General features: G+C 62.6%; 11 protein-coding genes and 1 pseudogene. 8 read left to right on the top strand and 4 right to left on the bottom strand.

Going from position 1 to position 14654, the window contains the following annotated elements; all coding sequences use genetic code 11:
• Positions 1-399 precede the first annotated feature (399 nt).
• The 6 genes from HV744_RS01995 to HV744_RS01970 all read left to right on the top strand — a co-directional run bounded on the left by HV744_RS01995 (position 400) and on the right by HV744_RS01970 (position 8296).
• Positions 400-822, top strand: coding sequence for a hypothetical protein (locus tag HV744_RS01995; protein ID WP_175147872.1), 423 nt, complete (start codon positions 400-402; stop codon positions 820-822).
• 456 nt (positions 823-1278) lie between these two features.
• Positions 1279-2388 carry a potassium channel family protein gene (locus HV744_RS38200; protein ID WP_343056369.1) on the top strand — a complete coding sequence of 370 codons (1110 nt, stop codon included), beginning with the start codon at positions 1279-1281 and terminating at the stop codon, positions 2386-2388.
• Complete coding sequence (locus tag HV744_RS01985) at positions 2385-4112, top strand: SulP family inorganic anion transporter (RefSeq protein WP_175147871.1); 1728 nt, start codon at positions 2385-2387, stop codon at positions 4110-4112. Before HV744_RS38200 ends, HV744_RS01985 begins: the two co-directional genes overlap by 4 nt.
• A gap of 40 nt (positions 4113-4152) precedes the next feature.
• Positions 4153-5607: a DUF2252 domain-containing protein gene (locus HV744_RS01980; protein ID WP_175147870.1), complete on the top strand. Its 1455-nt coding sequence runs from the start codon at positions 4153-4155 to the stop codon at positions 5605-5607.
• A gap of 355 nt (positions 5608-5962) precedes the next feature.
• Complete coding sequence (locus HV744_RS01975) at positions 5963-6817, top strand: IclR family transcriptional regulator (RefSeq protein WP_175147869.1); 855 nt, start codon at positions 5963-5965, stop codon at positions 6815-6817.
• A 165-nt stretch (positions 6818-6982) separates the two neighbouring features.
• Positions 6983-8296 carry an MFS transporter gene (locus HV744_RS01970; RefSeq protein WP_175147868.1) on the top strand — a complete coding sequence of 438 codons (1314 nt, stop codon included), beginning with the start codon at positions 6983-6985 and terminating at the stop codon, positions 8294-8296.
• Between the two features lie 3 nt (positions 8297-8299).
• On the opposite strand, the gene HV744_RS01965 is transcribed toward HV744_RS01970, so the two are convergent.
• Entirely contained in the window at positions 8300-9334 is a 1035-nt protein-coding gene (locus HV744_RS01965) for an AraC family transcriptional regulator (RefSeq protein ID WP_175147867.1), read from the bottom strand.
• A gap of 254 nt (positions 9335-9588) precedes the next feature.
• Here HV744_RS01965 and HV744_RS01960 point away from each other — a divergent pair, with 254 nt between their 5' ends.
• Together HV744_RS01960 and HV744_RS01955 are read left to right on the top strand one after the other, a co-directional pair.
• Entirely contained in the window at positions 9589-9924 is a 336-nt protein-coding gene (locus HV744_RS01960; RefSeq protein ID WP_246278900.1) for a hypothetical protein, read from the top strand.
• Positions 9925-10739: 815 nt separating this feature from the next.
• Positions 10740-12644 carry an AAA family ATPase gene (locus HV744_RS01955; RefSeq protein ID WP_175147866.1) on the top strand — a complete coding sequence of 635 codons (1905 nt, stop codon included), beginning with the start codon at positions 10740-10742 and terminating at the stop codon, positions 12642-12644.
• A 96-nt stretch (positions 12645-12740) separates the two neighbouring features.
• Here HV744_RS01955 and HV744_RS01950 read toward each other — a convergent pair whose 3' ends face one another.
• The 3 genes and pseudogenes from HV744_RS01950 to HV744_RS01940 form a co-directional block, all read right to left on the bottom strand.
• On the bottom strand, positions 12741-12995 hold the full coding sequence (locus tag HV744_RS01950; protein ID WP_425497664.1) for a hypothetical protein: 255 nt from the start codon (positions 12993-12995) through the stop codon (positions 12741-12743).
• A gap of 105 nt (positions 12996-13100) precedes the next feature.
• A pseudogene (locus tag HV744_RS01945) lies at positions 13101-13358 on the bottom strand (sulfite exporter TauE/SafE family protein); the annotation flags it as partial.
• Positions 13359-14543 carry an acyltransferase family protein gene (locus HV744_RS01940; protein ID WP_175147865.1) on the bottom strand — a complete coding sequence of 395 codons (1185 nt, stop codon included), beginning with the start codon at positions 14541-14543 and terminating at the stop codon, positions 13359-13361.
• Positions 14544-14654 lie beyond the last annotated feature (111 nt).

The following is a 14654-nucleotide window of genomic DNA, read 5'->3' as shown; positions in this document are numbered from 1 at the left end:
CGGAGCACTCCGCGGTTTCCTCCATCGAGGCTTGTTCGACGCCTGCCAGCAACGCGCGGTGGCGCGCTCACATTCCTGCGGACCATGGCAGGCATCGAACAACCCTAAACGGCTTCCGCTTGTAGACCTGCCAGAGTCGCTCGCTCTGGATTCAGCCACTCATCGATGCTTTCAGGCTTGACGTGGTCGGCTGACGCAACTTCGGATGGCGGCTGGTCGGTGATTGCCATCGAGTAACGACCGTCTGGGTTCGTCGCCCCTGAGCGGACGATCGATCCTCCTCGAAGCGGTCCTTCGACGTCTAATAACCAGCGCCGGTCCGGCTACACGTGTACCGAGTGCCCCAATTTGCTCAGGTTTGTGAGTTCTATAAACAAATTTTACTCATTCAAGTTAAATATGAAGAATGGCGTCAGGAAAAATAATTTCGCCTTCAAAATTCCATTAATTTTGCTGTTTATCAGCAGCACATCTATTGCGTGTACATTTCATTGGCATCACTATGGTGATAAAGAAATTTTCAGGAGGATCTCTAATGAAATAGGCGGCCATATAAACCATGAGTGGTGTAAAAATTATAATGATAAGTATGAAATTTTCATCATAACGGAATCTTTTAATAATTCGAAAGGGTGGCTGGGGGTTGGCTCCGTTGGAATCAGGCGCCAGGGAAGTGATTCGACGCCAAGCAGTAGACAATCAGCCTATCGCTATGAGGACGGAAACTATGTTATCGGGGAGTCATACAACCTGACCGTACAGGCAGCAATGGATGCGGTTGACGATTTAATGTCGACTCTCCCTGCGCACATTCCGAGATAGATTATTTGCGCCGGGGGGGCGAAGATGGGCGTGACTTCGCCCTCACTGCAAAATGAGCGTGGCGAAAGCGACACAGCGGTTATCGCAAGAAAGGGATTCCTGGCCTTCAATAAGAAACGTGCATGAGGGCTCTGTTTGGTACGCAAGTTCGCTAGCTCCCTGGCAAGGCAGTCGGAAATTGGTGCTTTTGGGAAAAAAATAGCCTGCATAAACCCCATGCAAGCCGCAAGTGCTGTGGGCACTTTGCCGCACAGCGGCGATGTGCGTTTTTCGGTTCGATTTTTACGGTACTGCGCGCGCGACGAAGCCAGGCGCATCGCCACAACGCCGGAATACAGGCAATCTTGCCGGGAGCGAAAGAGGGTGGAAATGCTCTTTGCTCACCTCAAACGTATCCTCAAGCCGCATTGCGTCTCATGGCCAGGCGCGGCGACCGTACCGGGGAGTGCTTCATGTATGGGGCAAAAAACGACCCTCTCCGAGCATAAAATCCGGCACCACCTCTACGGCAACTTTCGGCAAGACCACAAGGCCGACGAGCGCCGCCATCACGCCGACGCGGTGTGTGTTCGCCGGGCCATCGCGAGGAAATGCGATGTCTTCGTATTCGCAGCATTCTTGCACGGCTTGGGGCGGGTTCGCGCGATCCAGGCTTCGAAGTACCTGGGGCTCTTGACTATTGACTATTGGCGCAAAAGAAATAAGCCTGTCAGTCTGGTATCAGGTTCGCTGTTGTCTCGATCAGACGCGCTATCCGAGGTGACGATGTGGATCTTCCGTGTCAATGAGCCTCGTCTTGGGGTCATCCGGATTCGAGAATGGCGCCGCCACGCGCGCTATACGATCGGCCTGCTCGTCCTGCTGCTGGGCGGCGCCGCCGCCGGGCTGGTCGTCCTCGATCAGTCCAATACCTCTTTACCCGACAAAGTGTTTACGGCCCTGTGGGATGGGGTCAATCTTGTCTCGACACTCGGTGACTTTAGCGACTTCAATCAGCCTCAAAAGGCCTTCATGCTGCTGGCCATGTTCGCGACGCTGCTGATCGGCGGATTCGCGGTTTCGAGGCTCACGGGCATGCTATCGGGAGACGACGTGATGACTTATCGGGAGAACAGGCTCATGGAACGCAAGCTCGAACAACTCGCCAATCATGTCGTGGTCGTCGGATTCCATTCGCTCGGCGAACTGGTCGCAAACCGCTTGCATGAAGCGGGGGAGACGGTGCTCATCCTTGTGGGCGACCAGGATCAGGCCAACCGGGCGGCGGATCGCGGCCACATGGTCGTGCTCGGCTCGCCGGGCGCGTTCGACGACGTGCTCAAGCGTGCGCGGCTGGACAGCGCCAAGGCAATGGTCGTGACGACGCCCGACAGCAACAACAACCTCGCGGTCACGCTGCTGGCCCATACGCTGAATGCTTCCCTCGCGATTGCAGTGCCCGGCGAAAACCCCCTGAGAAAAGGGCTGTTCGAGAGCGCCGGTGCATCCCACGTGGTCATTGCAAATGAGCTCATCGCGAATGCGCTGGTCAGCAAGCTCACAACACCTGTGGAGGCGGCGACATGAAACCCGCAGCTCCGACGCCGTCTCATCTGCATCACTTGCCCTTCCTGCAAGGGCTTTTGCCCATCAATCCCGCGCAACTGCCGCACGACATCATCGCCGGGGTCACGCTGGCGGCACTCGGCATTCCCGAGGTGATGGGCTACACGAAGATTGCCGGCACGCCCACCGTCACGGGCCTTTATACGATCCTGCTGCCGCTCCTGGCGTTCGTGGTCTTTGGTGCGTCGCGTCAACTGGTCGTCGCTGCGGACTCCGCGACAGCCGCCATTCTCGCGGGTACGCTGACGGCTGTCGCCGCGTTGGGCAGCAAGGAATATGTCGCCTTGACGAGTACCGTTGCCCTGACGGTCGCCGTGATGCTCGTGATTGCGCGCATCTTTCGTCTGGGCTTTCTGGCCGACTTTCTTTCTCGCAGCGCCTTGATCGGCTTTCTGACAGGCGTGGGCGTGCAGGTCGCGGCAGGCGAGCTTGCCGGGCTGATCGGGCTCGCGAAGCAGGGCCATGGCCCGGTGATGCAGATCGTGTCCGTCTTCCAGCGCGTCGCCGAGGCGAACTATCCGACCACGGTGCTTTCGATTGCCGTCCTCGTCGTGATCATCGGTTGCAAGCGTATCGCGCCGCGCGCGCCGGGCGCGCTGATCGCCGTGATCGGCTCCATCGTGGCGAGCGGCGTGTTCAATTTCGCCGGACATGGCATCACGGTAACCGGTGAAGTGCCGGGCGGCCTCCCGTCGCTGTTCCTGCCGCCGTTGCATATGGGCGAAATCAACCAGGTGCTGGCGACGGCCGCCTCGTGCTTCATCGTCATCATCGCGCAGAGCGCGGCGACGGCACGTGCGTACGCCAACCGCTACAACGAGAAGGGCGACGACAATGCCGACATCATCGGCCTCGCGGCCGCGAACGCATCTGCGGCGTTCACGGGCACATTCGTCGTGAACGGCAGTCCGACCAAGACCGAGATGGTCGACGATGCGGGCGGCCGTACCCAGGTCGCCCATCTGACGACGGCCGTCATCGTGCTGCTGGTGTTGCTATTCCTCACGAGGCCGCTAAGTCTTCTGCCTGGGGCCGTACTGTCGGCCATCGTCTTCATGATCGGCGTGAAGCTGATCGACGTGAAGGGCATGACCGAACTGTTTCGGATGCAGAAGGACGAATTCGTCGTCGGTTTGCTGACGGCGTGCGTGGTGGTGTTTGTCGATGTGATGCACGGCATTCTCGCTGCTGTCGTGCTGTCGCTGATCGCGCATGCGCGGCATAGCTACCGCCTGCGCACGCGTGTGTTGACGCGCAGCCCTACCGGCCACTGGGTCGCGCAACATGTCGAGCCGAATCTGCTCGCGGCACCCGGCATCGTCGTCTACCGGTTCGAAGCGGACCTGTTCTATGCGAACACGGGCCGCTTCTCGGAAGAAGTGCTGAAGCTCGTCAACGACGCAAGTCCGCCGTTGAGGTGGGTGGTGATCGACGCATCGGAGATCAACAACGTCGATTACACGGCGGGCAAGACGTTGATCCAGCTGGGTAGTGAACTCGACAAGCGCGGCGTGGGTATCGCCGCGGTCGCACTTCCTACGGGCGTGCGGCATGAAATCGAACGGTATAAGGCACTGCGTGCGAGCGGGGCTCATCGCGAGATCTTTGCGACGGTGGATGCCGCGATTGACGCGCTCAGCGCTATTTCGCCATCTGCATCTTCTCCGGATATCAAACCGGAGTGAAGCAAAGTCGCTTCGACGCCGAATCGAAAGGGAGTGACACGTGCCTGCACACACTGAGGACAAGCGCAACGAGCCCGCTACCGATCGCGCTGATCCCCACACACTGGCTGCACAAGAAGATCCGTCCACGCTGTTTGCGGGGCGTGGCTCGCTAGCGGCGCGCATCGGGCAGGGCAAGGCTGCGCGCAGAAAGGTGCCGCGCGCGAAGCTGGCGGAATGCAGGATCGACGATCGTGACCCCACCGCGCTGCTTGACGCATCCAACGTGGGCCGCGTGGCGGAGCTGATACCCATCCGCTACGGGCGCATGGTCGCGAGTCCGTTCGCGTTCTATCGGGGCGCCGCGCCGCTGATGGCCTACGACCTGGCCAAACTGCCGCATTCCGACGTGATCGTGCATCTCGGCGGCGATGCGCATCTGGCCAATTTCGGACTGTTCGCGAGCCCCGAGCGGCGCATTCTTTTCGGTCCCAACGACTTCGACGAAACGCTGCCCGGCCCGTTTGACTGGGATGTGCGCAGGCTGGCTACATCGTTCGTGATTGCCGCGCGCGAACGCGGACTGGTGACGCGTGACCAGCGCAGCGTGGTGCGCCGGCTATGCGAGACGTTCCGGCAACGGCTCGCCGAGTTCAGCCGGATGGACACGCTCGACGTGTGGTACTACCAGTTCAGGGCAGCGAGCATGCTGGCCATTGCCGATTCGACGGAGGAAAGAAGAAAGGAACTGGCGGTCATCGACAAGGCGAGGCAGCAGTCCTCGCGTTCCGTGATGACTCATGCGACCGAGCTGGTCAACGGCAAGCTGCGCATCAAGGACGTGCCGCCGCTCGTGTATCACATCCCGCTGGAGAGCCCGCACGATCACAAACAGTACGACGCGTTGGTCCGGCGTTTCTTCGCCGACTACCGGTTGACGCTCCCCGATGACAGGCGCGCCCTGTTCGATCGCTATGAACTGGTCGATGTCGCCATTCGCGTCGTGGGCATTGGATCGGTAGGGACGCGCTGCTACGAGGCGCTCTTCATGGCCGACGGACAGTGCCCATTGTTCCTTCAACTCAAGGAGGCGCGGGCTTCTGTACTGGAGGGTTACCTGCCGCCGAGCCGGTTTCCCAATCATGGCCAGCGGGTGGTGAACGGGCAGCGTCTGCTGCAATCGGCCAGCGACATTTTTCTCGGATGGTCGAAGATGCGTCACACAGGCAATGACTTCTACGTGCGGCAGTTGCGCGACATGAAGGGCGCATTCGACTTCACCACCTTCGACGTTGAAGATCTCGGCGAATATGCGGTCTCCTGCGCACACGCGCTGGCCCATTCGATGGCGAAAGCGGGCGATCCCGCTTTGCTCAGCGGATATGTTGGAAAGTCGAGTGCCTTCGACGAAGCCATCGAGCGATTCGCGCTCGCTTATGCGGAACAGAATGAGGCCGACTGGACGGTTTTGAAAGCGGCAGTCAAGGCAGGACGCGTCCAGGTTACTCGTGAATGAGTTTGGAGCGCTCTCTCACGATGAGCGTGCTCGGCCCGGGCGCGGTCCCCCGCGAGCGGATCGCCGGAACTGTCGCACTTTGCATATTGGCAGGGGTAATTTGGGCTGACGCATATTACCTGGTCAGCCTCGACGTTCGCGGGGCGTTTTCGGGCATGACACACGGGGGACCCCCGGAGGATCGCTCGATGTGCCAGCGCGAATTGCTCGATGGCTTCGTCGAACGCGTCGGACTTGCCAAGGTATCCGCGCAGGATCGCCAGACCGTGATTTCGCGCAAGCCCACCGCCCGCGCGCTTGCGGTATGGAATCGTGTTCTCATTCGGTATCGAAATCGAATCGAGAGTGCATCATCATGGCGGGGAATCTGGAGCGGGCGCTGGCCATCATCGAATTGCTGGCGAAGCAGGGCGGCAGCATGCAGCTGGCCGCGATCGCCGACACGCTGAACATTCCGCGCAGCGGCACCCATCGGCTGCTCGCGGAGTTGAGCGAGCAAGGCTATGTGCGTCAGGACGAGCACGGCGAATACGTGCTGGCGCTCAAACTGGTGTCGCTCGCGCTGATATGGCTGTCCACCGGCGGCGTGCTCGATATTTCGCAGCCGGTGCTCGACCGGCTGGCGGCCGCCTCGGGCGAATTGGCGCGTCTCGGCGTGGTCGAGGACGACCACATTACTTTTGTCGGCAAGGCGCAGGGCGCCAAATCCGGTTTGCGCTACGACCCGGACATGGGCAGCCAGCCGCCGCTGCATTGCACCGCAAGCGGCCAGGCCTGGCTATCGACGATGAGCGACGAGGAAGCCCTCGAACTCGTGTCGCGCCAGGGCGGCATCGGCAAGGCGGGGCCGCGCGGCCCGAAGGCGCCGAAGACGATCCAGCAGTTTTTGCAGGACCTGAACGGCGCGCGCAAGCGCGGCTACGGCATCGCGAGCGAAACCTACGAGGCCGGCATGACGTCGATGGCGGCGGCGATCCGTCATCCGGTGACCGGGCTGGTGGTCGGCATCGTCAGTCTGGCGGGGCCCACCAGCCGTCTGCCGGAAACGCGCCTGAAAGAGCTGGCGCCCGCGCTGCTCGAAGCCGCGTCGGACATGGGCGCGGCCACCTTGAGTTCGCCGTATTTCAAACGCAGTCCGCGCGTGGCGCCGGTGGCGGCCGTCGTGCAGCCGGTGGAGGCAAAGCGCAAGGGACGGCCGCGGGCGGCCTGAGCGCTGGACGCTTCGGTGCGCCGCACATCGGCGCGTGACGACCCGGCGGCCCGAGGACACGAGCGCGCGACATCAAGTTGCGCGTTCGCGGGCCGTTAAAGAGAAGAGACTCACCCCCTCCCGCCGTTCCCTTGAATATCTCGACGAACCCGTCGACCGCCACTCATGCAAACTGCTGCCGGCATCAAGGCCCAGCCATCAAGCGCCGAACTTCGGCGAATCGTCATCGCGATCGTGATCGGCAACGGCTTCGTTGCGTACGATTTCACCGTCTACAGCTTCTCGGCCGTGATCATCGGCAAGCTGTTTTTTCCGTCGGACAATCCCGCGGCGTCGTTGTTGCTGTCGCTCGCCACCTTCGGCGCGGGCTTCGTGATGCGCCCGCTTGGCGCGCTGATGATCGGCCATATCGCCGACAGCCGCGGCCGCAAGGCCGGCCTCACGGTATCGCTCACGCTGATGACGCTCGGCACATGGCTGATCGCATGCCTGCCGGGCTACGGGTCGATCGGCCCCGCGGCGGCCGTGCTGATGGTGCTCGCGCGGCTGATGCAGGGGCTCGCGGCGGGCGGCGAGATCGGCCCGGTATCGGCCTCGCTAATGGAGTCGGCCGGCTACCGGCAACGCTGTTTCATGGTGAGCTGGCGCGGCGCGAGCCAGGGCGCGGCCGCTTTCGCCGCCGCGCTGGTCGGTGCGAGCACCACGGCGCTGCTGTCGCCCGCGGCGATGCACGAATGGGGCTGGCGCGTTCCGTTCGTGCTGGGCGGCCTGATCGGCCCGGTCGGCTGGTATCTGCGCCGCCGCATGCCGGCCGCCGCGCCACGGCGGCGCGTGCGGCTCAGCCCCAGGCGGATCTTCGTGGAGCATCCGCGCGCGCTCGTCTGCGGCATTCTGATGATGGCCGCGCCGTCGGTGAGCATCTACGTCACCGTGTTCTACATGCCGGCCTACCTGGTTCGTACGCTGCATCGTCCGCCGGCGATCAGCCTGCTGACCGCCTGTCTGTCGGGCCTCGTGATTCTCGTGGTGACGCCGCTGATCGCACGCGCGGCCGACCGGCTCGCGAGCCGCAAGACCTTGCAATACGCGTCGCTCTGGGCGTCGCTGGCGGTGGCGTGGCTGGTCTTCCGGGCGCTGACTCAGGGCGCCGGCGATCTTGCCGCGCTGATCATCATCAGCGCGTACGTGGCGCTTGCCGTCAACAATGCCGGCGCCAGTTCGGTGCTGATGATGGAGGCGTTTCCGGCGCAGCGGCGCGCGGCCGGGCTGTCGGTGATTTACAGCTTCGGCGTGGTCCTGTTCGGCGGCTTTTCGCCGTTTCTCGTGACGTGGCTGATCAACCGGACCGGCGATCCGATGGTCCCGGCCTGGTATCTGATGGGCGCGACCGTACTGACGCTGATCGGCCTGAAGGCGTTTCCGGAGCAGGTGGCGCCGGTGGCGTGCGTCGACGGCTGTGTGGTGCACCCGCCCGCCTGAGCGTTACGCCGGCTGGCTGCGGAGTTGCAGCTCCAGCGCGCGGGCCCGCATGTCCTGCGGGCTCATGTCGAAGGCGCGGCGAAACGCGCGGGTGAAATCGGACGCGCTCTTGAAACCCAGTCCATAAGCGATTTCCACGACCTGAAGATGCGGGAAACGGACCAGTTCGTCCGCTGCTTCCCGCAGCCGGCGATTGCGGATATACGCGCCGAGCCCGCCCTCGTGCTCGAACCAGCGGTAGATGGTCGCGCGTTTCAGTTGCAGCGCCTGAACCACGCTGGTCGGCGTGAGGTCGGCCTGATGCAGGTTGGCTTCGACATGACGGCGCACCTGTCCCATCAACGCGGCTTGCAGCGCGGCGCGGTCCGCGCCGCTCAAGTGTGCGGCTTTGCGAAACGCGGCGACCAGCAACTGGGCGCCCGCGTGCAGCGCCTCGATTGCGCTGGCCGGCTCCAGCGACGGGATTTCACGGGCGACCGCCGCCAGGTGATCCAGTACGAGGCCGGCCAGCGGCGAGTCTTTCTGGATGATGCGGCCGTGAATTCCGGCGCCGTCGCGCAAGCCCTCGTCGACCACCCCGGCCGGCACGAACAGGCTCAGCAGGCGGCACTTGGGGCGTTCGGCGCGAAACGGCTGGTTCAGATCGAACGCGACGATGCCTTGCACCGAGCCCGGTTCGCTGCGCTTCTTGCGCATGCCCGTCACGTGGCCGACTTCTCCTTCGAGGAACAGCTGAAAGACGTAATCGCGCCGCGTGTCGGTGGATACGCGGGCCACGGAGCGTTCCAGCAGCATCGACTCGGTGCTGCAGTCCGTAAACACCATGCCGCCGACCGCATATAAATCGATTTCACCGCGAAATCCCCCGGCGACCTGCGCCTTCGACGGTGGCGCGTCGACCACATGCCCCACGCGCTGACGCCAGGCGAGGAATTGTTCGTCGGCGGCGAGTCCATGCGTGCTGAACCGGCTCGTCGAAATGGTCGAGCGCGAATCGGCGGCGGCGGCCAGGTGTGGCGGCAGAGAGCGTTGGTTCATGAGTCGGTGGCTGCGGGCAAGTAAATGCGGCTTCGGCTACGGGGACAGCGGCAAGCGGACAGGCAAACGGAGATTTCTCGCGTCGCGCGTCCAATATTGAGACGCATGGTAAAGCCTAACAAGAAACGTGCGTTATCGTCACACGATTAGATTGCAGATCGCTTTCGCTGACGGCGCGGCAGTGGGTTGGCTTTCGCCCCGTTCCGGACTCGTAACTGCGCGCACAAAGGCGCCAACCCGCCAGGCGCGGCGCAATGGGTGGGAGGTACACGCTTTGCCAGCAGGCAATCTACGGGGAATGGACGATGAGCGGCACGATCAAGCAACCGACCGCGCCAAGCGGCGGGCGGCGTCCGGCCAGTCTGGTGGATAGCCAGTTGGAACATCTCGAGAACATGGTCGAGTACGTCACGCGCGGGGGCGCGGCGGGCGTGCTGTATGCGTTCGACCATGAGTATTGGGAAAAGCGGATCCGCGTGCTGGAAGAGACGCATGAGCTGATTGCGAGTCAGCGAAAGCGCGTCGCCAGGCTACTGGGAAGACTGGCGAGCGAAGCGCAGATCGGGCTGAAGCGGCGCACGGCCGCTTGAGGGGTTGCAGAACAGAATGCGGGGACCGGGGTAGCAAAGCAGAGGAGAGAACCACATCGATGCGAGCCGGCATCGGTAATAAAAAAATCGTAGGACCTGAGAGAACGTGGCGATGATGCGAACGGGCCCGCAGAGGCCCGTCGCTCATCTGCCCACCACAAAAAACGCTCGCGGTGTGAATCCATGCCGCTTCGCCGGTTGCCTCGTTCATGAGCGCCGGTCAATGATCTCCCGACACCCATTCACGACACTCGGCGAGCGCCGGCGGGTGCGCCGCACCTCACGCATGTGTCACGCTTGTTAGCCCGCGATGCTCCGGTTTCGGTTTCGGTTTCGCTTCGACGCGGCGCCCACTGCAGTCTTTGCGGAGTCGATAAAAAGCAGATGTAATGCCGCAGCATTTTCAATGGCTCGCAGGTAGGCATTTAAATAAACCGCTTTTTGCAGTAATTCTGACCGTTTTTAAATGGGGTGCGGTTAATGGTAGGTATGCAAAATACGCAATAAATTTAGCGCTGATAAACTGTGCGCCGGAACAGTGCGGCAATGCTTTTCAAGTCATCGCTCGTTCCCCCAATTCCGGCGGCTTCAATGGCCGGATAGACGGTAGAAATAGGCCTTTTCCGCGATTTGGAAGACGCGCTCACACGCCATACTGGCTCAGGTGAGCGCAGGTAAAAGGGACGTATGCCTGGTTGTCCTTGCTTCCATGCACGCATGGTGTTTCGCATCAGCCGATTTCCCCCGCCAAACTCCATCCCTCTGATTTTGACAAGTATCGGGGCTTGCTTTGAGCCCGTTTTTGGAAGTGACTCATGAAGCCGGGAAATAATTCGCTTGGGAAAAGACGTACACGCAAGATCGCCATCGCGGTGATTGCGGTGCTAATCGCAGGGTTGCTCGCGTTGGGCTTCTGGCATTCCCAGCAGCGCGCGGCGCAGGCAGCGCCGGCGCTCACCGGTGTCGCGAGCCAGATGCGTGACGACCCCTCCGCGTGGACGCGCAAGGAGAAGGACGCGTCGGCGATGCTGCGCGATATTCACGACGCCAACGTCACCGCGATCGGCGTGAGCCCCAGCGCGATTCTGGTGTCCACGCGCGACGGCGCGAAGTACTTCGTCACCGACCACAACGCGACGTTCTCGCACGCGCTGCTGCTCGGCGAGCCCAAGTCCGACCAGGCCGCCGCGTATCAACTCGTGTGGCTGCCCGATGCGGATATTCGCACCGGCGGCGCGCGCTGGACCCATGCGTTCGACCAGCTGCGCGACGCGATCAGTGTGCTGCTGCCGCTGTTGCTGATCGGCGGCATGGTGTGGTTCATGCGGCGCGAAATGAAAGGCGGCGCGACGCTGCTCAGCGAGACGCCCGCGCTGCGCTTCGACGACGTGATCGGCGCGGGCGAAGCGAAGGCCGCGCTCGCGGACATTCGCGGCTATCTGTCCGATCCGAAGCAATTCACGTCGATGGGCGTGCGCGCGCCGTGCGGCATTCTGATGGTGGGCGGCCCGGGCGTCGGCAAAACGCGGCTTGCGCAGGCGCTGGCCGGCGAGTGTGGCGCGAGCTTCATCTCGATCACCGGCAGCTATTTCAGCGCGAAGTACTACGGGGTCGGCATCCAGAAGGTCAAGCATCTGTTCGAACTGGCGCGCAAGAACGCGCCCACGGTGATCTTCATCGACGAAGCCGACGGTCTGGCCAAGCGCACCGATACCGGCGGCGGTCCGGTCGAAGCCGAGAGCAACCGCATCATCAACCAGTTGCTGGCGGAGATGGATGGTTTCGCTTCGAACGAAGGGGTCATCATCGTCGCCGCGACCAATCACCCCGACAATCTCGACGAGGCGTTGCGCCGGCCAGGCCGGTTCGATCGCACCGTGCAGGTCCGTCTGCCCGATCGCGACGACCGCGCGAAGATTTTCCGCTTCTACGCGGAGAAGCTGAAGTCGAAGTCCGCGGATATCGACTATGACCAGCTGGCGCGTCTGACTACCGGGCTGTCGCCGGCTACCGTCGCGATGGTGGTGAATCAGGCGGGGCTCGTCGCGCGCAAGGCCGGCGACACTGAAATCGCGGCGAAGCATTTCATGGAAGCGATCAAGATTGCGCGCATCGGCGATGTGAGCGGCGCCGAGCGCGCGCTCAGCGAAGATGAACGCACGCGCATCGCGGTGCATGAAGCGGGGCATGGGCTGGTCGCCGCGGTGCTGGGTACTGGAGTGCTGGAAGAGGTCACGATTCTGCCGCGCGGTGGCGCGTTGGGCGTCGCGCTCATCACCAAGGCGCAGGACAAGCACCTGTACCGCGAGACTGAGATCCGCAACGAGATCCAGGTGTTGCTCGGCGGCCGCAACGCCGAAATTCTGCTGTTCTCCGAAGCATCGAGCGGCGCCGCGTCGGACTTGCAGGAAGCGTCGCGAATCAGTCTCGACATGGTGTCGAAGTTCGGCTTCAACAGCGACGGCAATCTGTTCAGCCTCGCGGCGTTGCCGTCGCAGTATGCGGGTCTGCAGATGAAGAGCGCGATCGAGCACGCAAACGTGCTGCTCAAGGAGTTGAACGAGCTGTGCTACGGCCTTCTGCATGCGTATGAGCCGGTGCTGCGCGCGATTGCCGACGAACTGCTGGAACAGGAGACCGTGCCTGGGGAAACGGTTTACCGGTTGATCAAGGAGCATAAGAGCACGCTCAAGATCGTTCACGAGCCGGCTGCGGCTTGAGCATGAAGGCGGCTTGATTGTGAGCCGATCGTGACTTGAATGAGCGCGGGCCTCTACCGGTCGCGCGCTCACTACAGCGACTGGAAGCCGCCTTCGCTACGCGAAATCAGACGGCCCAGGCGCCGGCACACCCGGCGGTGTGTCGGTCTCGCCGATCGGGGTGCCGTCGCCCTCGTCTTTTTCCTCTTCTTTACTCGGCTCGGGCGTGTCGCCTTTCTGCGGCAACGGCTGATCGAGGCCTGGCTCGACCGGCGTCGAAAGCGCATCGCCAATCGGCTTGGAGACTTCGGTGGGCGGGCTGCCGGGGTCTTCGTCGGCCCGGCGGTCAGGCTCGTTCGGGGGATTTGCCATCATGTTTGCCATGATGCTCTCCGGTTGATGAGGTTGAACCAGAGAAGCAGCAATGCGCGTACCACGGTTCCGTTCGACGTCGTGGCGCAGGCTCCAGGCGCGGAAAACCCCGGACTTCCAGATCATCTGCGCAGCGGCGGCCAGCACGAACACCAGGACCAGAACCCGAAACGCCGCCGGCGGCGGCCTGTCTCGCAGTGGCCGCACCAGCAGGATGCCCGCGATCACCGGCACGCTCGCGCAGGCCGAGATGGCCAGAGCGGTCCAACTCGCATGCGCACTGCCGCTGAACGTGGCCACCAGCGTGATGATCGACACCACGAGAATGATCGCGATCTGCATGGTGAACGCTTTGCCCGTCGCTCAGACGGCGTCCGAAGCGGTGCTGTCTTCGCGCAACGTGCGCTCGTTGCGAGGCGCCGATGTGGCCGGCGCTGACGCTGCAACCGAACGTCCCGTATGCGCTGGCGTCTGCCGCGTCTTCAGCCGGAGAATCGGCTGCTCGATCAGCCGCCACGACAGGACCGCGAGCGTCAGCGAGATCGCAAACGACGCGACGATGCCCGCCGCGTGCGCCCACATCGGCACCGTGCCGCTGAAGAACGCCTCGGCGTGATGGTTGCGGGTCAGGTCGGGGATCAGGTTGTGATAGAGATAAAACCCATAGCTGATGCGGCCAAAGTTCACCAGCCAGCCCGTTTCGAGCAGACCGATGACCACGGCGTTGCGGCAGCAGGCAACCGAACCCACGAGCGCCGCGATACTGACGCCGTACAACGCGCTGACCACGGTAAACAGCAATGGATTGTCCAACGCGCTCCAGACCGGCCCGCTCGCACACAAGCCCACGAGGCCGAGACTCAAAACGAACAGCGTGACGCCGTGTCCGAGCCAGATACGCACGCGGCTCTGTTCGCTCGAGATCATCGACCCGACAATGCCACCCAGCGCCAGCAACCAGAAGTTGCTCAACGGGTGCGTGTAAATCGTGATCTCGTCCCAATGCGCGGCGCGCATCATCAGCAGGGAAACCAGCCCGAGCGCGACGATCGCGCAGCACATCGCGCGATGCCGACGCACGGCGACCAGCAACAATAGCGGCGCAACGACGAGATAAAACTGCTCCTCGATCGCGAGACTCCACAAATGCGAGTAGCGCCCCGGCCAGTAACGCAGCACGGAGCCAATCCAGAAGTTCGACAGATAGGCGAAATGAAACGGCATGCCGCTCGCGAGTTCGGGACTCGCGAGTCCGAATGCCATCAGCACGCACAGCACCCCCAGCATCAGGTAGTAGATCGGAAAGATGCGCAAGGTCCGGCGAAACAGAAAGCGCCTGAGTTCAGCGCCGAATTGACTGCCGCCAGCTTCGATGCGCGCGCGTTGCGAGGAGAGAATGCCGATGATCAGAAAGCCGCTCAGCGCGAAGAAGATCCATACGCCGAGATGGCCGATCTCGCCGATGTCGCCAAACAGGCGGTGCTGAAAAAAAACCATCAGCACAGCGATGGCGCGCAAGCCGTCGAAGCCGGCAATCCTGTTGTTCATGTGGTCGTCTTCCAGAGCGAAGGCCGCGCGCGAGGCGCGGCCGTTCAGGGCGGTAGTGGAAGGACCGGAGCATGCCGGCGACGGTGCAGCGGGCGCGGCGAAAAGATGGCG

It is taken from the genome of Paraburkholderia ultramafica (assembly GCF_902859915.1).
In the GTDB taxonomy this organism is placed as follows: Bacteria; Pseudomonadota; Gammaproteobacteria; order Burkholderiales; family Burkholderiaceae; genus Paraburkholderia; species Paraburkholderia ultramafica.
This window is presented reverse-complemented; position numbering and strand designations above follow the sequence as displayed.

What these genes read in the sequence shown, in the direction of transcription:
- HV744_RS01995 (WP_175147872.1), top strand. Translation starts at nt 400, where the DNA reads ATGAAGAATGGCGTCAGGAAAAATAATTTCGCCTTCAAAATTCCATTA.
- HV744_RS38200 (WP_343056369.1), top strand. Translation starts at nt 1,279, where the DNA reads ATGGGGCAAAAAACGACCCTCTCCGAGCATAAAATCCGGCACCACCTC.
- HV744_RS01985 (WP_175147871.1), top strand. Translation starts at nt 2,385, where the DNA reads ATGAAACCCGCAGCTCCGACGCCGTCTCATCTGCATCACTTGCCCTTC.
- HV744_RS01975 (WP_175147869.1), top strand. Translation starts at nt 5,963, where the DNA reads ATGGCGGGGAATCTGGAGCGGGCGCTGGCCATCATCGAATTGCTGGCG.
- HV744_RS01970 (WP_175147868.1), top strand. Translation starts at nt 6,983, where the DNA reads ATGCAAACTGCTGCCGGCATCAAGGCCCAGCCATCAAGCGCCGAACTT.
- HV744_RS01965 (WP_175147867.1), bottom strand. Translation starts at nt 9,334, where the DNA reads ATGAACCAACGCTCTCTGCCGCCACACCTGGCCGCCGCCGCCGATTCG.
- HV744_RS01960 (WP_246278900.1), top strand. Translation starts at nt 9,589, where the DNA reads ATGGGTGGGAGGTACACGCTTTGCCAGCAGGCAATCTACGGGGAATGG.
- HV744_RS01955 (WP_175147866.1), top strand. Translation starts at nt 10,740, where the DNA reads ATGAAGCCGGGAAATAATTCGCTTGGGAAAAGACGTACACGCAAGATC.
- HV744_RS01950 (WP_425497664.1), bottom strand. Translation starts at nt 12,995, where the DNA reads ATGGCAAATCCCCCGAACGAGCCTGACCGCCGGGCCGACGAAGACCCC.
- HV744_RS01940 (WP_175147865.1), bottom strand. Translation starts at nt 14,543, where the DNA reads ATGAACAACAGGATTGCCGGCTTCGACGGCTTGCGCGCCATCGCTGTG.